This window comes from Streptomyces sp. NPDC107454 (genome assembly GCF_055582885.1).
Genome location: NZ_JBVJPA010000001.1, coordinates 851,051 through 870,389, shown reverse-complemented (window position 1 = coordinate 870,389; position 19,339 = coordinate 851,051). Strand labels below are relative to the sequence as shown.

The window sequence follows — 19,339 nt, the reverse complement described above, 5'->3', positions numbered from 1 at the left end:
TACACCGCGACGGGTCGCCCCGACCTGGAGCCCTTCTGGCCTTCCCGTCAGCATCACGACTTCGACCGGGTGTGTTGCCGCGCGACGAACGCGCCGGCCCTCTAAAGCCGTACACCCCGGCCTTCGGCCAGCGCGCACGACGTACGTCCTCGACGGCCCCGACCACGAACTCGCGGTCGTCGACCTTCCCGACGAACTTCTCGCGCGAAAGAGCTGACCTCTCATGGCGACCACTCGTTCCTTCTCGTCCGTCGCGACCACGTCCGCACCGGCACCCACCCCCGTCCCCGTCCCGGCGCGGCACCGACTCCGTGCCGTCCACCGGGACGAGGTGGTCGACGTCGCGGACTTCCTGCCGCCCGGCGCCACCTGGCTGCCCGCTCCCCCGCACACCCTGCCCGTACTCCCCGGCCAGCCGCCGATGATCGGCTACCTGGTCCTCGTACCGGCCGACCAGCAGCCCCTGCTGCCGGTCGCCGTCCCGGACTCCCCGGCCCTCGCCGACGCCGCCGTGGGGGACGACCTGCTCGTGCGCATCGACTCCGTGCAGCGCACCGCCGAGGTCGACGGGCGGCCGCTCGACCTCACCTACCTGGAGTTCGAGCTGCTCGCGCACCTCGTCTCGCATCCGCACCGGGTGCACACCCGCGACCAGCTGGTCACCACCGTGTGGGGCTACGGGCACGTGGGCGACGGGCGGACCGTCGACGTCCACGTCGCGCGGTTGCGGCGCAAGCTGGGGACGCAGCACCGGCAGGCGATCCAGACGGTACGGCGGGTGGGGTACAAGTACGCGCCCCCGACGGGGCGTTGACCCAGCACGCGGCTCAGGAAATCTTCTGTCAGCAGATTCCCGTTCCGTCCGGCGGACCGTGCGGGCAGAGTCCTCCGTATGACACCCAAGAAACTGCTGATGCTGGGCGGTACGGACTTCGCGGGGCGGGGCGTGGTGGAGGCGGCGCTCGGCCGTGGCTGGGAGGTGACCGTCTTCCACCGCGGGCGCCGCGAGCCGCCCGCCGGGGTGCGGTCCCTGCTGGGTGACCGCACCGCCCCCGACGGGCTCGCGGCGCTCGCCGACGCGTCCACCGACGGTGAGTGGGATGTCGTCGTCGACACCTGGTCGGCGGCACCGCGGGCCGTTCGGGACACGGCACGGCTGTTGGCCGGGCGGGCCGGGCGGTATGTGTACGTGTCGAGCTGCTCGGTCTACGCGTGGGCTCCGCCCGCCGACTACGCCGAGGACGCGCCGCTCGTGGAAGGGGCGTCCGAGGACGCGGAACAGACCGACTACGCGCAGGACAAACTGGGCGGCGAGCTGGCCGCCGTGTCCGCGTTCGGCGCGGAGCGCTCGGTGCTCGTGCGGTCCGGGCTGATCCTCGGGCCGTACGAGAACATCGGGCGCCTGCCGTGGTGGTTGAACCGGATCGCCCGGGGCGGTCCCGTACTCGCCCCCGGCCCTCGGTCCCTCCCCCTCCAGTACGTCGATGTGCGTGATCTCGCGGAGTGGATCCTCGGGGCGGCGGACGCGGGGGTGAGCGGGGCGTACAACCTGATGAGTCCGCAGGGGCACACGACGATGGGGGAGCTGCTCGACGCGTGCGTCCGGGTCACCGGGGCGCGGGCGGAACTCCGTTGGACGGAGCCTTCCGTGGTCCTCGACGCCGGGATTCAGCCGTGGACGCAGTTGCCGGTGTGGGTGCCGGTGGGGTCCGACATGCATGACGCTCTTCATCGGGCGGACGTGTCGCGGGCGGTGGCGGCGGGTCTGCGGTGCCGGCCCGTCTCGGAGACGGTCGCGGACACGTGGACCTGGCTCCGGGGCATCGGCGGCGTGGCCCCCCAACGTCCGGGCCGCCCCCCGGTGGGCCTCCCGCCGGACCTGGAGGACAAGGTGCTCAGCCGGTAGCGCCGCCCCTTGTTCTCGCCGCCACCGGTCCGCGGCCGAAAGCCCCCGGGGTGCACCTGGCACCACCCCCACCCTGGTGCTCGGCCCAGTGACCGCGCGGGGCGGGTCGGTGAGACTGGCGGTATGGAGATGCGGAGCGGCAGGGGTATACGGACGCGCGGGCCGGAGGTACTGGTCGCCGGGGGACGAGGGCTGATGCTGGCCGTCGGGGGGTTCAGCGGAGCGGTTGTTCTGTTCGTGCTGTCCGTCGTGTCTGTCCTGCTCGTCCCGGTGGGGGTGGGGATCGTCACGACCCCGTGGGTCCTGACCGCCGTACGGGCCTTCGCGGACCGGCGACGGATCATCGCCGCCGAGTGGTGCGGGATACGGATTCCGTCCACGTACCGGAGCCTGCCGCCGGACACGACCCCGTGGACGCGCTGCTTCCGCATGCTGGGGGACCCGGCGACCTGGCGCGACCTCGGCTGGCTGGTGGTCGACATGACCGCCGGGTTCGTGACCGCGCTGCTGCCCGCCGCCCTCCTCTTCTACCCCCTGGAGGGCTTCGCGCTGGCGGCCGGCCTGTGGCGCGTCTTCACGGACGGCACGCACGCGGGCTGGTGGTACGGCTTCGTGCCGGTGTCGGGGCAGGGCACCGCCCTCCTCGCGGGGGCACTGGGCGCGGCGCTCCTCGTCGCCTCCTACGCCCTCTCCCCCGCCCTCCTGCGGGTCCATTTCCTCCTCACCCGCTCCGTCCTCGCCTCCGGCGACGGCGAACTCGCCGAACGGGTCCGCGTCCTCACCGAGACCCGGCGTACCGCCGTGGACACGTCGGCGGCCGAACTCCGCCGTATCGAGAGGGACTTGCACGACGGGGCGCAGGCGCGACTGGTCGCCATGGGGATGGACCTGGGGACCGTCGAGGTCCTCATCGAGAAGGACCCGGCCAAGGCCCGACAGCTGCTCGCCCAGGCCCGCCGGTCCTCCGCCGAGGCGCTCACCGAGCTGCGCGACCTCGTACGGGGTATTCATCCCCCCGTGCTCGCCGAGCGTGGACTCGGCGACGCGGTACGGGCGTTGGCGCTGCGGCTGCCTCTCGTGAGCGAGGTGGACATCGACATGGACGGCCGCGCCGACGCCCCCGTCGAGTCCGCCGCGTACTTCGCCGTCAGCGAGGTACTGACCAACGCGGTCAAGCACTCCGGAGCCGAGCGCCTCTGGGTCGACCTCCAGCACAGGGACGGAACGCTCCGCATCACCGTCACCGACGACGGAGCGGGCGGCGCCCGGGTCGGCGCGGGCTCGGGGCTCACCGGCGTCGAGCGGCGGCTCGGTACATTCGACGGCGTCCTGGCCGTCAGCAGCCCCGCGGGCGGTCCCACCATGGTCACCATGGAGATCCCTTGCGCGTTGTCCTAGCCGAAGACCTGTTCCTGCTGCGCGACGGGCTGGTCCGGATGCTCGAGGCGTACGACTTCGAGATCGCCGCCGCCGTCGAGAGCGGGCCCGAACTCACCCGGGCGCTGGCCGAGTTGGCGCCGGACGTCGCCGTGGTCGACGTACGTCTGCCGCCTTCGCACACGGACGAGGGGCTGCAGTGCGCGCTCCAGGCCCGTCGGGAGCGGCCGGGGCTGCCGGTGCTCGTGCTCTCCCAGCACGTGGAGCAGCTGTACGCACGGGAGTTACTCGCGGACGGCACGGGTGGGGTCGGTTATCTGCTCAAGGACCGGGTGTTCGACGCGGAGCAGTTCATCGACGCCGTACGGCGGGTCGCCGCGGGTGGGACCGCGATGGATCCGCAGGTGATCCAGCAGTTGCTGGCGCGGCGTTCACACACCGCGCAGCCCCTCGGGCGGCTGACCTCACGTGAGCTGGAGGTGCTCGAACTGATGGCCCAGGGGCGCTCGAACGCGGCGATCGCGGCCCAACTCGTGGTCACAGAACGGGCGATCGCCAAGCACACCTCCAACATCTTCACCAAACTGGGGCTGGAGGTCTCCGACGATGACAACCGGCGCGTACTCGCCGTACTGGCGTATTTGGATCACGGCAGCCAGGGATGAAGAAGGACCCGCCGACGCCGTTGAATATCATTCAAACCTGTTTCTCGAGATCAACTCCCGGAAAAACATGCGCTTCTGAGCCCATTGTGCCGGAAATGACCTCACGAACTTCTAAGATTTTCCGGGGTTTCTGAACGCCTCAGGAGTCACCTGCGTACTGATGGACGCCGCTTCACTCCTGTCGGGCGCCTCGATGCCCCGCAAGGAAGTCAGAGGAGTTCCATGGGACGCAACATTCGTAAACGACGTTCGCCGCTGGCTGTTCGCGCCGTTGCCGCATCCGCGGCTCTCGCGATCGGTGGAGGCGGACTGATCTGGGCGAATTTCTACGCCTCGGCGCACGAGACCAACTCGAGCCCGAACACCACCAAGGCCGCCGCCGCCCAGGTCGCCACCATCTCCTGCCCCGATGTCGGGCAGAAGCTGACCAGCGTGCCCGCCAACGCCAAGTCGAACGTCGACACGGAGCTGGCCACGCTCGACAAGCAGATCACCGAGGCTTACGCCCGGCTGGCCTCGTCGCGTCAGGCTCAGGCCAATGACGCGGGCTTCGTCCAGAACGCGATCCTGTCGCCCCTCAAGGACAAGCGGACCGCGGTCATCGGCCGAATCAAGATCGACTTCACTCGGGTGGGCGCCGCCGCGCCGACCACGCTGGACGGTCTCGCCGCCTGCACCGGCACCACCGCCGACCAGGCCCAGACCACCGCCGGTGGCCAGAACAACGGCCAGCAGAACAACGGCGGCCAGAACAACGGCGGCCAGAACAACGGTCAGAACAACGGTGGCCAGCAGAACGGCGGCCAGCAGAACAACGGCGGCGCCGGGGCCAGTGCGGCTCCGAGCGCGAGCGCGCCGGCCAACATCGGCGGTCAGGCCGGAAACGGTCCCGTCGCCGCCGACTTCGTGGACATCACGAAGGTCGCGGCCAACGTCCAGGGCAAGCCGCAGAAGGGCGCCAACGCCTCGAGCGGTACGTTCACCACCCAGTGCGGCGTGAACGCGAACAAGAACCACAACACCGACAACGTGATCGTGGCGCCCGGTGTGACCAACGGCGCGCACCACCTGCACGACTACGTCGGCAACCAGAAGGTCAACGCGTTCTCCAGCAACCAGACGTTCCTGCAGGGCGGGACCAGCTGCCAGAACAAGAGCGACCTCTCGTCGTACTACTGGCCGGTCGTCCGTCTCCAGAACGGCACGCAGGACTTCGACCAGAACGCGGACGGCGGTGGCAAGGAAGGCAACGTCGGCAAGATCCTGACGCCCGTACAGGCGCAGATCAAGTACGTCGGCAGCCCGGCCAGCAAGGTCGTCGCGATGCCGCAGTTCCTGCGCATCATCACCGGTGACGCCAAGACCACCACCAACGGTCTGGCGAACGCCAACGCGCACTGGAGCTGCACCGGCTTCGAGAACAAGGTCCAGCTGACGACGCAGTACCCGATCTGCCCGCAGGGCAGCAACGTGGTCCGCACCTTCGCCTTCCAGAGCTGCTGGGACGGCCAGAACATCGACAGCGCCAACCACCGCACGCACGTGGCCTTCGCCGATCCGGCGAGCGGTGTCTGCGGCAACGGCTTCAAGGCGATCCCGCAGCTGACGATGCGCCTGGTCTACAAGATCGCGCCGCCGGCCCTCCAGAACGGCGTGGTGAAGAACGCGTACGCGGTGGACGGCTTCCCGGAGCAGCTCCACAAGTCGGCGACCGACCACGACGACTTCATCAGCGTCACCACCGGTGGCCTGGCGAACAAGATCGCCAACTGCATCAACACCGGTAAGCAGTGCAGGTAGCAGCCCCTTCGGCGAAGCGGTAGTCGCTTCGCCGAAGAATTGGCACGGCACGGAGAAGGCCGGTGGCGGGAGATCCCGCCACCGGCCTTCTGCGTGTGTGCCGTACGTGCGGCTCAGCCGCTGTGGGAATGCTGGTGGTGGTCGGTCCCGACCTCCATGTCACCGCCGAGCGTGCCGCGCAGCGCCGTGACCACCTTCTGGTCGGCGACGGCGACCCACTTGGCACCGACGAGGTAGAACCCGCCGTAGTCCTTCGCGTCATTGATCCACTCGCGCTGGCCGCGGTCGGTGGCGAAGGTCGCGAGGACGAACTTGCCGTCGGTGTTCTTGCAGATCGCCTGACGGATCTCGTCGGCATCCGTCTGTATGTCCGGCTTGCACTTCACCTCGGCCGCCAGATCCTCCAGACTGCCCGTCGCGGTGGCCGGTACTTGGCCGGCCGAGTCGCTCTTGGTTCCTCCCCCGCCCGACCCGCCGCAGCCGGTCAGCGCCAGCAGGGCCGCGGCCGCGACGACCGCAAGGCCGTGCCCGCTCAGCTTTTCGCGTGTCAACCTCATACGTTCCTCCGGTGCCTGTCGGCGCCCACGCCGTCGAGAGCCCCGGCGAGGGCCCTGGTCTTCGATACGGCTGTGACGCGCCAAGTGCTCAATCTCCCCCGTTACGGACGGAAAGGCATCCAGTGGGAATGCCGATGCCGCAACGGGCACGTGTGTGCGAGGGTGTGGCCGTGACCGAAGACTGGGAAGAGCGTACGGCGGCGGCCTGGGCCACGTTCGACGACTATGAGGAAAATGACGCGGCGGACTTCCGGGCGGTGATCGACGCGCTGGTCGCCGAACTGCCCGCGGACAGCCCCGTCGGCCCCTTCGAGCGGGCCTGCGCCTGGGACTCCACCGGTCACTCGGACCAGGCGGTACCGCTGTACCGGGAGGCGCTCGCCCGCGGCCTCGGCGGCTACCGCGCCCGCCGCACCAAGATCCAACTCTCCAGTTCCCTGCGGAACATCGGGCAGGCCGAGGAGGGCGTCAAGCTCCTCACTCCCGAACTCGACGCACCTTCCGACGAGTTGGACGATGCCGTGCGCGCCACTCTCGCGCTCTGTCTCGCCGACCTGGGCCGCGAACGCGAGGGCCTCTCGCTGGTGATCGCCGCCCTCGCGCCCCATCTTCCCCGCTACCAGCGGTCCATGGCGAACTACGCGCGGCTGCTCGTACAACCCGGGGAGTAACTCTCCGGAGCCAGGTGACCATCCACCGATTCGCTCGTTTTGCTGAACGTGCAGTCACAGGATGTAGCCCAGCGCTCCGCAGCCTCCCCAGGACCGGTCGTCGACGTCGAGCAGGCCGAGGCCGCTCTCGTCGAGCACTACCCGCGGCTCGTCCGGCTCGCCTATCTGGTGCTGCCGCCGAGCCTCGGCCGCAACCGGCGGGTGCTGACCGCGCACGCCCTCGCCCAGCGCGCCCTGCCCCGGGGGCGCACGACCGCCGCCCTGATCCCGGCGCAGGCCACCGGCCGCGACGGCGACCCCGGCTACGCCCTCGTCCGCCTCAAGGTCGTGCGTACGGCGCTGGAGGCGGGGGTGCCGCTGCGGCGCGCGGCCTGGCCCACGCGGTCCCAACTGCCCCCGTTGCTGCCCCAGGTGTGGGGCCTGAGGCTCTTCCCGCGCTCGGGCGGCGCCGACGAACTCGCCCTGGACCAGCGGCTGTCGGCCCTGTCCAGTCCCGCCCGCGCGGCGTATGTCCTGCGCGGCCTGGAGAAGCTGCCCGACCCCGAGGTGCGCAAGGTGCTGACGGCGGCGGGCGTCGACGACCCGGGCGCGGCGCTCAAGGAGGCGGGCGGTGTCGAGGCCAGGGACGCCCTGCTCCTGTCCCCCGAGTTCGACCCCTGTTCGCTGCACGCCCGGCCCACCGACCTGATGCGGCGCAGACAGCACATGAAGGCCGCGCTCGCCGCCGGCGTCGCGGCGGCCGTCTGCGGCGCGCTGCTCGCCCTGCCCAGCGGCGGCTGGGGACCCGACGGCGCCGCCGCCCCGTCGTACGCGCGGAACCCGGCCGCCGAGGCCGCACTCGACCCCGGGAAGGTGACGCGGGTCGCCCCGGCGGCGTGGCGGTCGTCCGCGCGCACCGACTTCTCCGTGTGGCCCGCGCGCGGCAGCCTCGCCGGGGACACCGCGCTGCTGCGCCGCGCGCTCGCCGTCTGGGCCAGGCCCGGCGAGTCCGTGCAGGTCTCGGCGACGCCCGGCACTCCCTCGGGTGCCCCGGCCGGACCGCCGCAACTGCTGTACGCCGGTGATGTGGATCAGGCGCGCGTGGTGCTCTTCTACGACGGACTGCGCATCGCCCGGTACGCCGAGCCGCGCGGCGGCACGGGCGGCGCGGCCCTCGACTTCGCCCGGGTCGACGGCGCGACCGGGGCCGAGGCGGAGGCGCTGGTCCTGGACCGGGCCGACGGCAACGTCCGCTATCTGACCGCCCCCTGGGTGACCAGGGCCGCCGAGCGCGACCTGATGAAGCCGACCGCGAGCCCGACGCCCCTCACCCTCTCGGCCGAGGGTGTCAGCACGCCGCTGGCCGGCTCCGCCCCGGCCGGCACCTGCACCTCGTGGAACGTCATGGAGGTGACCGACACCTCGGGCCCGCACCTGCTGACCGATCTCGGCGAGCTGATCCCGGCCCATCTCACCTCGGGGCCGCCTGCGGCACCCCACGAGGCCGCGGGCCCGGCGGCGCTGCGGAACTGGGCGCCGTTCGCCTGCTCCCTGGCCGCCGTGCGCTCCCAGGGCGTGCGGTCCGTGAACGCCTGGCAGTACGCGCAGCAGCCGCTGCCCGACGCGAGCGGGCAGGCGGCCTGGGTGTGCACCCGGGCCGACACCTGGCGGGGCGACGGCACCCGTGTCCTGGCCCAGTTCCACACCCCGGACGGGGCGTACGGTGCCATCGCGGCGAAGGCCGAGAACTCGCCCGCGTGCGGCAGCCGTGACCCCCATGTGCTGGCGGGCGTGCTGTGGAAGTCGGGCAGGGGCGACTGGTACCTCCTCGCCGCGGGCAGCAAGGACACCGCCTCGATCAGCACGACGGGCGGGGTGAGCGGGTCGGCCCGGGGCGCGCTGCTCGCCGTACGGACGAAGCAGGGGGATCAGGCCGGACTGAAGGGCACTCTGACGGACGGACGAGCGGTCGACGGACTGCGCTGAGCGCTCCGCCGGAAGTGCCGGGATGCGCCGTCGGGCGCCGACGAACCGCGGCGGACTTCGTTCGACCCGCTCAGGTCCTGTCCGGCCCCTCCTCGGGTGTCACGGCCGGCCCTCGCGTCAACAAGTGGGCGCACGGGGGTTCTCCCGGCACCTACCCGTCAGTACATTGACGGCATGTCTAACAAGCATGCCGCCCGGCTGCCCCGGCCGGTCGAGTCCGAGCGGATACCGCTCAAGGCGCGGAAGGTGTCGTTCTCCTGGGAGGACACACCGCTGCACTGGGTGCCGGGGGAGCCGTTCGCCACGCACACCATGAACGTGCTGCACCTGCTGCTGCCGGCCGGTGAGCGCTGGTTCGTGCACGTGTACAAGCAGGTACTGCCCTACATCCGGGACGAGCGGCTGCGCGCGGACGTCATCGGGTTCATCGGGCAGGAGGCGATGCACTCGCAGGCCCACGACGAGGTACTCCCCCACCTCAGGGAACTCGGGCTCGACCCGACGCCGTACACCGCACAGGTCGACTGGTTCTTCGAGAAACTGCTCGGCGACCGCACCCTGCCGCCGGGCAGGGCCCGCAGATGGTGGCTGATGGAGCGCGTCGCGATCATCGCGGCGATCGAGCACTACACCGCCTTCCTCGGCGACTGGATCCTGAACGCCGAGGAGCTGGACCGGCGCGGCGCCGATCCCACCATGCTGGACCTGATGCGCTGGCACGGCGCGGAGGAGGTCGAGCACCGGTCCGTGGCCTTCGAACTGTTCCTGCACGTCGACGGGAGCTACCGGCGCCGCGCCAGGACCTGGGCCACGGCCTTCACCGCCCTGGTCTTCCTGTGGCAGCGCGGGGCGCGGTTCTTCATGGAGAACGACCCGACCCTCACGGCGGGCAGGGCGAGCTTCAAGGACTTCTACCTGAGCGGGAAGCGGGGTGTACTGCCGTCGACCGGCGACATGCTCAAGTCCATTCCCCGCTACCTCAGCCGCACCTACCACCCCTCCCAGGAGGGTTCGACGGAGCAGGCGGTCGCCTACCTCGCCTCGTCACCGGCGGCGACGGCTGCCGAGAGGAGAGCCGGATGACGCCCCGGCTGCGGACCGTCGTCGCCGTCGCCGGTGCGGCCCTGCTCGTCCGGCGGGCGCTGCGCCGCCGGATCGAGGTCTCGCCGCTGTGGCCGCTGCCCGCCCTGGAGGAGCCGATCTCCGGCCGGCCGCGCTCCCGGGCGCTGCGGCTGCTGGTCACCCGGCACGAGCGGGTCGCCGACGGGGTCGTACAACTGCGCCTGGAAGGGGACGGCCTGCCGCGCTGGGAGCCCGGCGCCCACCTCGACCTCGTCCTGCCCTCGGGGCTCGTACGGCAGTACTCGCTGTGCGGGGACCCGGAGGACACCTCGTCGTACACCGTCGCGACCCGGCTGGTCGAGGACGGGCGGGGCGGGTCGCGCGAGGTCCACGAACAGCTCCGGGAAGGCATGGAGGTCGAGGTGCGGGGGCCGCGCAACCGGTTCCCCCTCGCGCCGGCGCCCGCGTACGTCTTCGTCGCGGGCGGCATCGGGATCACACCGATCCTGCCGATGCTGCGGGCAGTCCAGGACCACGCGGAGTGGCGGCTGCTGTACGGCGGCCGGTCGCGCGCGTCGATGCCGTTCCTGGAGGAGATCGGGAAGCTGCGCGGCGGCCGGGTCACCGTCGTGGCCGAGGACGAGGACGGACGGCCGGATCTCGACGCGCTGTTCGCGGACGTGCAGGCGGGCGCGGCCGTCCACTGCTGTGGCCCCGAGGGGCTGATGGAGGCGGTCGGACGCCGGCTGCCCGACGGTGCGGCGCTGCACCTGGAGCGGTTCACGCCGGGCACCTCCGCCGAGGGCAACGGCGCCTTCGAGGTCGAACTGCGCCGCAGCGGACGTACGGTGAGCGTCGCCGCCGACACCACCGTGCTCGCCGCCGTACGCGCCGAACTGCCCGACACCGCCTACTCCTGCGAGCAGGGATTCTGCGGAACCTGCCAACAGCGCGTGCTGGAAGGGGAGATCGAGCACCGCGACGAACTGCTCACCGACACGGAGCGTGGTGACTCGATGCTGATCTGTGTGTCGCGGGCGCTCGGTGATCGCCTCGTGTTGGACATGTGAACGACCATGGCCGGACCGGCCCGTTCGGGGCCGGATCCGATCGGTAAGGTGTTCGTATGACAACCGGGGTACGCCGCAGGATGGGTGTCGAGGAGCGGCGGCAGCAGTTGATCGGCGTCGCCCTCGACCTCTTCAGCCGACGCTCACCCGACGAGGTCTCCATCGACGAGATAGCCTCGGCCGCGGGTATCTCACGGCCGTTGGTCTACCACTACTTCCCGGGCAAACTCAGCCTGTACGAGGCGGCGTTGCAGCGCGCCTCGGACGATCTCGCGAGCCGTTTCGTGGAGCCGCACGAGGGCCCCCTGGGCTCGCGGCTGCTGCGGGTCATGCGCCGCTTCTTCGACTTCGTGGACGACCACGGGCCCGGTTTCTCGGCGTTGATGCGCGGCGGTCCCGCGGTCGGCTCTTCCAAGACCAACGCGCTCGTCGACGCGGTGCGGCAGGCCGCCTACGTCCAGATCCTGTCGCATCTGAAGGTCGAGGACCCGCCCGCCCGCCTGGAGCTGGTGATCCGCTCCTGGATCTCGCTCGTCGAGTCGACGGCGCTGATCTGGCTGGACGGGCGGCGGATTCCGCGCGCCGAGCTGGAGGTGCAGCTCGTGCAGGACTTCGCGGCGCTGGCCGCGGTGAGCGCCACGCAGGACGAGGAGCTGAGCGCGCTGCTGCGCCGGGCGCTCAAGGGCGACCCGGGCGACGGGCCGTTCACCGACCTCGCCGTCCGGTTGATCGCGCTGGCCTCACCCCCGGCCGCCGCGTAGCGGTTACTGCACGTACTTCCGGTACGACGGGTCGAGCTCGCGCACCTCGGCGGACACGTGCAGCGTGCGCCCGTCGGTGGGTTCGACGTGCTTGCGCAGCAGCTCAAGGGTGGCCTCGGTGAGCTTCGCCTTGGTCTCCTCGGTGCGGCCGGCCAGCAGGGCGAGCGTGACATGCACGATGGCGTGCGCGTCCGGGTCCGCCTCCGCACCCACCACCTCGTCCTCGGTGCGCAGCGTCCGCGTCTTGCACGCCTCGATCTTCGCGGCGGCGGTCTCGACGACCACCGGGTGCAGCGCGAGGGCGAAGGCGCGCCAGTCGACGTGGTCGAGAGCCGGGGAATGCTCGACGGTGATGTTCGGCATGGGCACTCCTGTTCTAGGGTTTCCCGGTCACCCTAGCCGCAGCGCCAGGAGTGCGATGTCGTCCTCGCGGTCCCGGCCGAAGCAGTCGAGCAGGGTGTCGCAGAGGGCGTCCAGGCCGGGCAGGGCGCCGGTGGCGGCGGCGCGCAGGTGCTCCATCGAGACCTCCAGATCGGTGCCCCGGGTCTCGATCAGGCCGTCGGTGACCATGAGGAGCCGGTCGGTGGGTTCGAGGAACAGCTCCGTGGGCGACGGGTGGGGCAGGCCCACACCGAGCAGCGGGCCGGCGGCCTTGGAGTAGTCGGCGCCCCCGTTGTCCCGGATGATCAGCGGCGGGATGTGGCCGGCGTTGGCGATGCGGGTGCGTCCGGTGGCAGGGTCGACCAGGACCAGGCAGACGGTCGTGGTGATGCCGGGGTGGTAGCGCTGGAGCATCCGGTCGAGGCGCTCGGCGAGCACGGCCGGGTCGCTCTCCTCGACGCTGTAGGCACGCAGCGCGTGCCTGATCTCGACCATGACGGTGGCCGCCTCCAGCGAGTGCCCGACGACGTCGCCGACCGCGGTGAGCACGCCCTCGCCGGTGCGCAGGGCCGCGTAGAAGTCGCCGCCGATCTCGGTCTCGGCGGACGCGGGCACGTACCGGACCACGACGTCGACGCCCGGCAGTTCGGGCAGCCGGTGCGGCTGGGGCAGGAAGCTGTGCTGGAGGGTGAGGGCGACGTGCCGTTCGACCTGGTACATGAGCAGCGGTTCGGCGGCGAGCGCGGTGGCCTCGGCGAGCCGGGCCAGCAGGGCCTCGTCCTCGGGACTGACCCGGCGCACCCCGCGGGTGGGCGTGGCGAGGCACACCGAGGCCCGGCCTTCCTGGATGGGGATCAGCGCCAGGCGGGCGTCGTGCTGCACGCCCGGCCGGAAGAACCCGGCCGGCCACAGCGGCGCGGGCACCGTGGTGATCTGGACGCCCGACTGCCCCCGGGTGAGCCGTCGGAGCAGTCCGGCCACGGCCCGGTGGGCGCCCTCGTCGGGCATCGCGAGCGAGGTGCGGTCCCGTGACGTGCCGCGGTACAACTCGTCGTCCGGGCCGAGGACGAAGACGGCGGCGGGCGAGCCGGTGAGCCGCGCGGCGCCGTCGGCGGCGGCGTCGGCGAGTTCCTGCGGGGAGCGCGCCGTCTGGATGGCGACGACCGTCTCCGCCAGCCGGGTCAGCCGCCGCGCCAGCGCCTGGTCGTCGGCCCTGAGACGGGCTGCGCGCACCGCGGCCCGGACCACCGCGTCGATCTCCTCGGGCTCGGCGGGCACCGTCAGATACGCCTCGCCGCCCACGTCGAGGCCCCGGCAGCGGTCACCCGCGTCCACGGCGGCGGCCGAGAAGTGCACGACGGGCAGGCCGGCCATGTGGGGCCGGGCCTTGAGCCGACGGCACAGTTCGAAGCCGCTCATGTCCGGCAGGTCCACATCGACGAGCGCCACGTCGGGCAGGGTGCCCTTGCGCAGCCGTACGTCGAGTTCGACGAGCGCCTCGGAGCCGCTGGCGACCGGGACGACCTGATGACCGGCGCGGCGCAGCACGGCGCTCATGGCGTACCGACTGGCCGCCACATCGTCCACGACCAGCACGGTCGTGTCGGTCCGCTTGCCGTTGACTTCCATCTGCCAGCCCTTGGACACGCCGGTGGGGCAGACCGGGTTCGAGGTCTGCCCCACCAAGGTAATGCCCTTTCAGGAGGTCCGGGAGAATACCGCCACAGTGCGCCCCGGAACGGCGAACGTGCCCGTTTTCCCCTCGTAAGAGGAGGATTTGACGATAGGGTCGGCGCCCGCCGCCTGCACCGGGTGCAGCGCGTACGCCGCCCCGGCCAGGGCGCCGACCGTCTGCTCCTGTGCCTTGGGAGTCGCGTTGAAGACGACGACGAGGTCGCCGAGTTCCATCGTGATCACGCCGGGCGTCTCGTCCTTGCCGGACAGCGGGAAGGAGAGCTTCGACTGCACCTGCCCGGCGGTGGACAGCGAGAAGACGCTCTCGGTCGTACGGATCCGCTCCAGGTCCTGGTACGCGGCCGAACTGCCCTCGATCTGCGGGCATCCCACCTTGACGGTGCTCAACAGGGGTGTGGCGTAGGGCCACTTGGACGCGTTGTCGGCCGCCATCGGCAGTCCGCGTCCGAAGCCGTTGCCGTCCCGGCAGTCCCAGTGGATGGCGTTGAACCAGTCGCCGCTGTCGAACGAGTTGCGGTCGAGGGACTTGGAGCGCAGCAGGTCGGAGCCCGCCTGGGAGAGCGACGGGCCCTGGGAGAGGGCGGCGGTCGCCATGGCGAGGACCTGCATCCGCGCCCGGTCGTCCGCGCCGGTCGTGGCGGGCAGCTTGTAGGTGAGGGCGTCGTACAGGGACTCGTTGTCGTGCGCGTCGGCGTACGCGAGGGCGTCACCCGGTGCCGCCGCGTATCCGGCGGGCCGGCCGTTGTAGTCGACCTCGGAGCCCTTGACCTCCTTGCCGTCGGTGTCGGTGAAACGGTAGGTGGCGAGGTTGCCGCTGAGCCCGATCTTGATGAGGTCCTGGTAGTGCAGCAGCCGGGCCTTCTGCTCGGCCGAAGTGCCGTTGGCCGTGGAGGAGTTGGGGTCGGTGTACAGCCCCGAGGCGAAGCCCTGGACGCCGGGGTCGGAGTCGAAGGGGCTGCCGCCGCGCACCGCGTCACGCGCCCGGTCGGAGAAGGTCGCGATGCCCGTGCCGGCCATGTTCTTCTGGGTGGCCTGCACAAAGCGGGCGTCGTCGGCGACCTCGCCGAAGTTCCAGCCCTCCCCGTACAGGATGATCTTCTTTCCGTCGACCCCGTCCTTCGCGAGGGTCAGCGCGTCGAGGGCCTTGCGGACAGCCAGGATGTTGGCCTTGGGGTGGTGCCCCATGAGGTCGAAGCGGAAGCCGTCGACCTTGTACTCCTTGGCCCAGGTGACGATCGAGTCCACCACCAGCTTGCCCATCATGGCGTTCTCGGTGGCCGTGTTCGCACAGCAGGTGGAGGTGGCGACGGACCCGTCGGCGAGGAGCCGCTGGTAGTAGCCGGGCACGATCCTGTCGAGCACGGAGGTGTCCGCCTGGCCACTGGCGGCCGTGTGGTTGTAGACCACGTCCATGACGACCCGCAGGCCGTCCTCGTTCAGCGACTTGACCATCTGACGGAACTCGACCGTACGGCCGGTGCCGTCCGGGTCGCTCGCGTACGAGCCCTCCGGGACCGTGTAGTGGTACGGGTCGTAGCCCCAGTTGTAGGCGTCCTTCGCGGCGATCGCGGCGACGCACTCCTGCTGCTTCTGGGAGTCGGCGGGGTAGGAGGCGAGGTCGCAGCCGGTGGTCGCCTGCTCCGACTTCTTCTCGGGGACGGTGGCGATGTCGAAGGCGGGCAGCAGGTGGACGTACGAGGTGCCGGACGCGGCGAGGGCCCGCAGGTGCCTGGACCCGTCGCTGTTCTTGTCGGTGAAGGCGAGGTAGGTGCCCTGGTCCTTCGCGGGGACGGTCTTGTCCGCCACCGAGAAGTCCCGGATGTGCAGCTCCTGGATCTGGGCGTCCCGCAGCGGCACGGCCTTGGGCTTCTTCAGTGAGGACCAGCCGCTCGGGGCGAGGGACCTGTCCTTCAGGTCGACGACGAGACTGCGCTCGGAGTCGGCGGTGAGAGCGAGCGAGTACGGGTCGGTGACCTTGTTGGTGACGATCTTGCGGACGGTGGGCGCCCACACCTTCACGACGTACCGGTAGGGCTTGTTCCGCCAGGACTTCGCGCCGGTGACGGACCAGACGCCGGTCGTGTCGTTCCTCTTCATGGCGACCGTGGAGCCGTCGAGCTCCAGCGCCACGCTCTGCGCGGTCGGTGCCCACACGGCCAGCGTGGGACGGCCGTCACGGAACGTCGGGCCCAGCTGTGCCTTGGTCGCGTCGTACAGATCGTCCAGTGCGCCGGCGATCTGGACGCCGGTCGCCGCGAGCACGGCGCCGTTCGCGGCCCGCTGGGAGGCGACGATCTGACCGTTCAGGGCCTCCTTCACCCGGCCCCGGTCGCGCGGGTCGACGGACCAGGCGGTGTAGTCCTTGAGGTGCGGGAACGCGACCTTCTGCGCGTCGGTGAGGGTCGTCCTGGAAAGCCGGAGCCAGCGCTCGTCGTCGCTGGTCAGCGTCCCGTCCTTGACCGCGATCGAGCCGTCGTGGGAGTACAGCAACTGGGTGGAGGCCGCGGCCTCGGAGCCGTTCCAGGCGACCGTGTTCCGGTCGATCCAGACCGCCTTGGAGGTGGTCAGGTCGAGCGCGGCCGCGCTGCCCACGGGCTGCGGGAGCAGGTATTTCTCCTGCCCGTTCACCAGCCACACCTCGTGGCCGTTCGCGGTGAGGTCGAGCGACTGGTCGGTCGGGAGGTCCTTCTCGTCGCCCTTGTGGAGGATGTAACTGAGGCTGGTGGCACCCGCGGCGAGCGGCACCTCGAAGACGGCGCCATAGGTGTCGGTCCTGACCGGCTCCAGGGGCTTGGACCAGTCCGTGGGCGTCGCGGCCCCGGTCCAGACGTGCAGTCCCCAGCCGGCGTAGTCGCCGTCGGCGCGGTGGTAGTGCAGTACGGCCTTGGCCGTGTCCTGCGCGGGGTAGTCGGGCCGCTGGGTCTGTACGGCTTCCTTGCCCTGCTCGACCCATACCTCGCCCGTCCTGGTGACGTCGATCGTGCGGTCGGTGGCGACGTCCTTGTTGCCGTCCTTGTCGATGACGAGGAAGCCGACACTGGAGGCGCCGGGCTTCAACTTGACGTAGGCGAAAGCCCCGTAGGCGTCCCGGCCGATGAAGTCGTGGCCCGCGGGCCAGGTCGTCGACTCGCCGTCGGCGAGGTCGCCCCAGGCGTACAGCCGCCAGTCGGTGTAGTCGCCGTCGGTGCGCTTGTAGTGGACGATCGCGTAGTCGCGCGAGGAGGCGGTGGGGACTTCGGGGGCGGGCGGGGTCCCGCTGGTGCTCGTGGCCGTCGCACTCGCGGTCCGCCCGGCCGAGTCGACGACCACCGCCTTGTAGCGCAGGGCGGTGCCGGCGGGTACGTCCTTGCCGATGACCTGGGTGACCTTGTACGGGGCGTGGTCGGCGGAGCCGAGCGTCTGCCACTTCCCGCCTCCGACCTGGGCGGCGAAGACGACACGGTCGAGCGAGCCGCCGGTGACGTCGGCGCCGAGCTCGACGGTGCCGGTGGCGCCCGCGTCCGGCGCCTTCAGGGTGAGCGAGGGCTTCGCGGCGGGGGCGCCGAGCGGGCGGGCCGCCTTGAGGACGACGGCGGAACCCGCCGGGACGGTGACGGTGACGTTCTTGCCGGCGTCACTCGTCAGCCGGGACGAGGTCCCGTAGATCCCCTGGAAGGTCATGTCGGCGGAGCCGGCCTGGAAGGTCGCCGTCTTCGCCTCGCCCGCGTTGTTGAGGGCGACGAGGTACTCGGTCTTGTTGCCGCCCGTACGGGAGAAGGCGTAGATGCCCGCCCCGTCGGCCGCGTACCGCTCGGTCTGCACCCCGTCCGCGAGGGCCGGGTTGTCCTTACGCAGCTTCGAGAGAGCGGCGATCTCCTTGTAGAGCGGTGCACTCGTGTCGTAGGCGTCGCTCGCGTGCGTGCGGTCGGTGCCGAGCTCGTCGTCGTCGAGGTAGTCGGCGACCTTGGAGGCGAACATCGTCTGGCGGGCGTCCTTGTCGCCGCCCGCGCCGGTGAAGCCCTGCTCGTCGCCGTAGTAGACGACCGGGTTGCCGCGGCTGAGGAACATCAGTGCGTTGGCGAGCTCGTCCTTCTTCACCAGCTCGGCGTCGGTCGCCTTCGGGTTGTCCTGGTTCAGGAAGTATCCGATGCGGCCCATGTCGTGGTTGCCGAGGAAGGTGACCTGCTCGTACGCGTTGGCCTTGTCGCTCGTGTACTTGTAGTCGTCACCGAAGACCGAGGCGAGCTTCTTGGCGCTGCCGCCCTGGGAGGCGTACGAGCGTGCCGCGTCCTGGAAGGGGAAGTCGAGGGTGGCGTCGAGCCTGCCCTGGGTGACGTACGGGGAGGTGATCGACGTGTCGGCGGAGTAGACCTCGCCGAACATGAAGAAGTTCTTGTGGCCCCGCTCGGCCGCGTACGCGTCGAGCGCGGTGGCCCACTGCGTCCAGAACTCCATGTCCACGTGCTTCACGGTGTCGATCCGGAAGCCGTCGACGCCGAAGTCCCTGACCCACTTCTCGTAGATCTTCTCCATGCCGCTGACGACCTCGGGACGCTCGGTCCACAGGTCGTCCAGGCCGGAGAAGTCGCCGTAGGTGGTGGACTCGCCCGCATAGGTGGAGTCGCCGCGGTTGTGGTACATCGTCGGGTCGTTGAGCCAGGACGGCACCTTGGCGTTCTTCTTGGCGGCGGGCACGACGGGCGTACGGGGGAAGGACCCGGCGCCCACGGACGGGAACCCGGCGCCGCCCGCCGCGTAGTCGGCGTCGTCGAAGGGCTTCCCGTCCTTGGTCAGATACGGGAAGGCGCCCTTGGAGAGGTAGTCGTAGGACTTCTGCTCATAGTCGACGACGTCGGCGGTGTGGTTGGTGATGACGTCGAAGAAGACCTTCATGCCCTTGGCGTGCGCCTTGGAGATGAGGGTCGCGAGGTCCTTGTTGGTGCCGAAGTGCGGGTCGACCTGGGTGAAGTCCGTGATCCAGTAACCGTGGTACCCGGCCGAGGCGTTGCTGCCCTCGCCCTGCACGGGCTGGTTCTTGAAGATCGGCGCCATCCAGATGGCGGTGGTGCCGAGCTTCTTGATGTAGTCGAGCTTGCCGGTCAGCCCCTTCAGGTCGCCGCCCTGGTAGAAGCCCTTGTCCGTGGGGTCGTACCCGGTGGCGAGGCGCGAACCGGTCAGCCCGCCCCGGTCGTTGGACGTGTCGCCATTGGCGAAACGATCCGGCATCACGAAGTAGAACTGCTCGCGCGTGTCGTCGTGCCGGGCCGGTTCGGCGGCGAGCTTCGCGTCCGAGGGCGGCGCGGGCGGGGTCTGCGCCCGCGCCGCCATCGGCTGGAGGAACGCTGCCGCGAGGGCGGCCACGGCGACGGCGGCGATTCTTCGCCGGAGTGGGGTGCGGCGGCGCGCCCCGGGCGCCGGCCATCTCGGTATCAGGGCCACAGGCGTGAACT

The 19,339-nt window shown here is 70.8% G+C and carries 14 protein-coding genes; 10 read left to right on the top strand and 4 right to left on the bottom strand.

Annotation, left to right across the window (positions count from 1 at the left end):
* The first annotated feature begins 223 nt into the window (after positions 1–223).
* From ACZ69M_RS03805 to ACZ69M_RS03785, 5 genes are all read left to right on the top strand, one after another.
* Positions 224–814, top strand: coding sequence for a winged helix-turn-helix domain-containing protein (locus tag ACZ69M_RS03805; protein ID WP_470046269.1), 591 nt, complete (start codon positions 224–226; stop codon positions 812–814).
* 99 nt (positions 815–913) lie between these two features.
* Entirely contained in the window at positions 914–1,906 is a 993-nt protein-coding gene (locus tag ACZ69M_RS03800) for an NAD-dependent epimerase/dehydratase family protein (RefSeq protein ID WP_470046400.1), read from the top strand.
* 123 nt (positions 1,907–2,029) lie between these two features.
* A complete protein-coding gene (locus ACZ69M_RS03795; protein ID WP_470046268.1) occupies positions 2,030–3,304 on the top strand; it encodes a sensor histidine kinase in 1,275 nt (424 codons plus the stop codon).
* On the top strand, positions 3,289–3,948 hold the full coding sequence (locus ACZ69M_RS03790; RefSeq protein WP_470046267.1) for a LuxR C-terminal-related transcriptional regulator: 660 nt from the start codon (positions 3,289–3,291) through the stop codon (positions 3,946–3,948). Before ACZ69M_RS03795 ends, ACZ69M_RS03790 begins: the two co-directional genes overlap by 16 nt.
* A 222-nt stretch (positions 3,949–4,170) precedes the next feature.
* On the top strand, positions 4,171–5,748 hold the full coding sequence (locus ACZ69M_RS03785) for a DUF1996 domain-containing protein (RefSeq protein ID WP_470046266.1): 1,578 nt from the start codon (positions 4,171–4,173) through the stop codon (positions 5,746–5,748).
* A gap of 113 nt (positions 5,749–5,861) precedes the next feature.
* Here ACZ69M_RS03785 and ACZ69M_RS03780 read toward each other — a convergent pair whose 3' ends face one another.
* Entirely contained in the window at positions 5,862–6,305 is a 444-nt protein-coding gene (locus tag ACZ69M_RS03780; RefSeq protein ID WP_101405546.1) for a hypothetical protein, read from the bottom strand.
* Between the two features lie 134 nt (positions 6,306–6,439).
* Here ACZ69M_RS03780 and ACZ69M_RS03775 point away from each other — a divergent pair, with 134 nt between their 5' ends.
* The 5 genes from ACZ69M_RS03775 (at position 6,440) to ACZ69M_RS03755 (ending at position 11,834) form a co-directional block, all read left to right on the top strand.
* Positions 6,440–6,976, top strand: coding sequence for a tetratricopeptide repeat protein (locus ACZ69M_RS03775; RefSeq protein WP_470046398.1), 537 nt, complete (start codon positions 6,440–6,442; stop codon positions 6,974–6,976).
* 48 nt (positions 6,977–7,024) lie between these two features.
* Positions 7,025–8,941, top strand: a complete 1,917-nt coding sequence (locus tag ACZ69M_RS03770; RefSeq protein WP_470046265.1) for a hypothetical protein — start codon at positions 7,025–7,027, stop codon at positions 8,939–8,941.
* Between the two features lie 174 nt (positions 8,942–9,115).
* Positions 9,116–10,024, top strand: a complete 909-nt coding sequence (locus ACZ69M_RS03765) for a metal-dependent hydrolase (protein WP_060900739.1) — start codon at positions 9,116–9,118, stop codon at positions 10,022–10,024.
* Positions 10,021–11,073 carry a PDR/VanB family oxidoreductase gene (locus ACZ69M_RS03760; protein ID WP_470046264.1) on the top strand — a complete coding sequence of 351 codons (1,053 nt, stop codon included), beginning with the start codon at positions 10,021–10,023 and terminating at the stop codon, positions 11,071–11,073. Before ACZ69M_RS03765 ends, ACZ69M_RS03760 begins: the two co-directional genes overlap by 4 nt.
* Positions 11,074–11,129: 56 nt before the next feature.
* Entirely contained in the window at positions 11,130–11,834 is a 705-nt protein-coding gene (locus ACZ69M_RS03755; RefSeq protein ID WP_470046263.1) for a TetR/AcrR family transcriptional regulator, read from the top strand.
* A gap of 3 nt (positions 11,835–11,837) precedes the next feature.
* On the opposite strand, the gene ACZ69M_RS03750 is transcribed toward ACZ69M_RS03755, so the two are convergent.
* From ACZ69M_RS03750 to pulA, 3 genes are all read right to left on the bottom strand, one after another.
* Complete coding sequence (locus ACZ69M_RS03750) at positions 11,838–12,197, bottom strand: 5-carboxymethyl-2-hydroxymuconate Delta-isomerase (RefSeq protein ID WP_403687439.1); 360 nt, start codon at positions 12,195–12,197, stop codon at positions 11,838–11,840.
* Positions 12,198–12,224: 27 nt separating this feature from the next.
* A complete protein-coding gene (locus tag ACZ69M_RS03745; protein WP_470046396.1) occupies positions 12,225–13,844 on the bottom strand; it encodes a SpoIIE family protein phosphatase in 1,620 nt (539 codons plus the stop codon).
* A gap of 69 nt (positions 13,845–13,913) precedes the next feature.
* Positions 13,914–19,322: a pullulanase-type alpha-1,6-glucosidase gene (gene pulA / locus ACZ69M_RS03740; RefSeq protein ID WP_470046394.1), complete on the bottom strand. Its 5,409-nt coding sequence runs from the start codon at positions 19,320–19,322 to the stop codon at positions 13,914–13,916.
* Between the last annotated feature and the right edge of the window lie 17 nt (positions 19,323–19,339).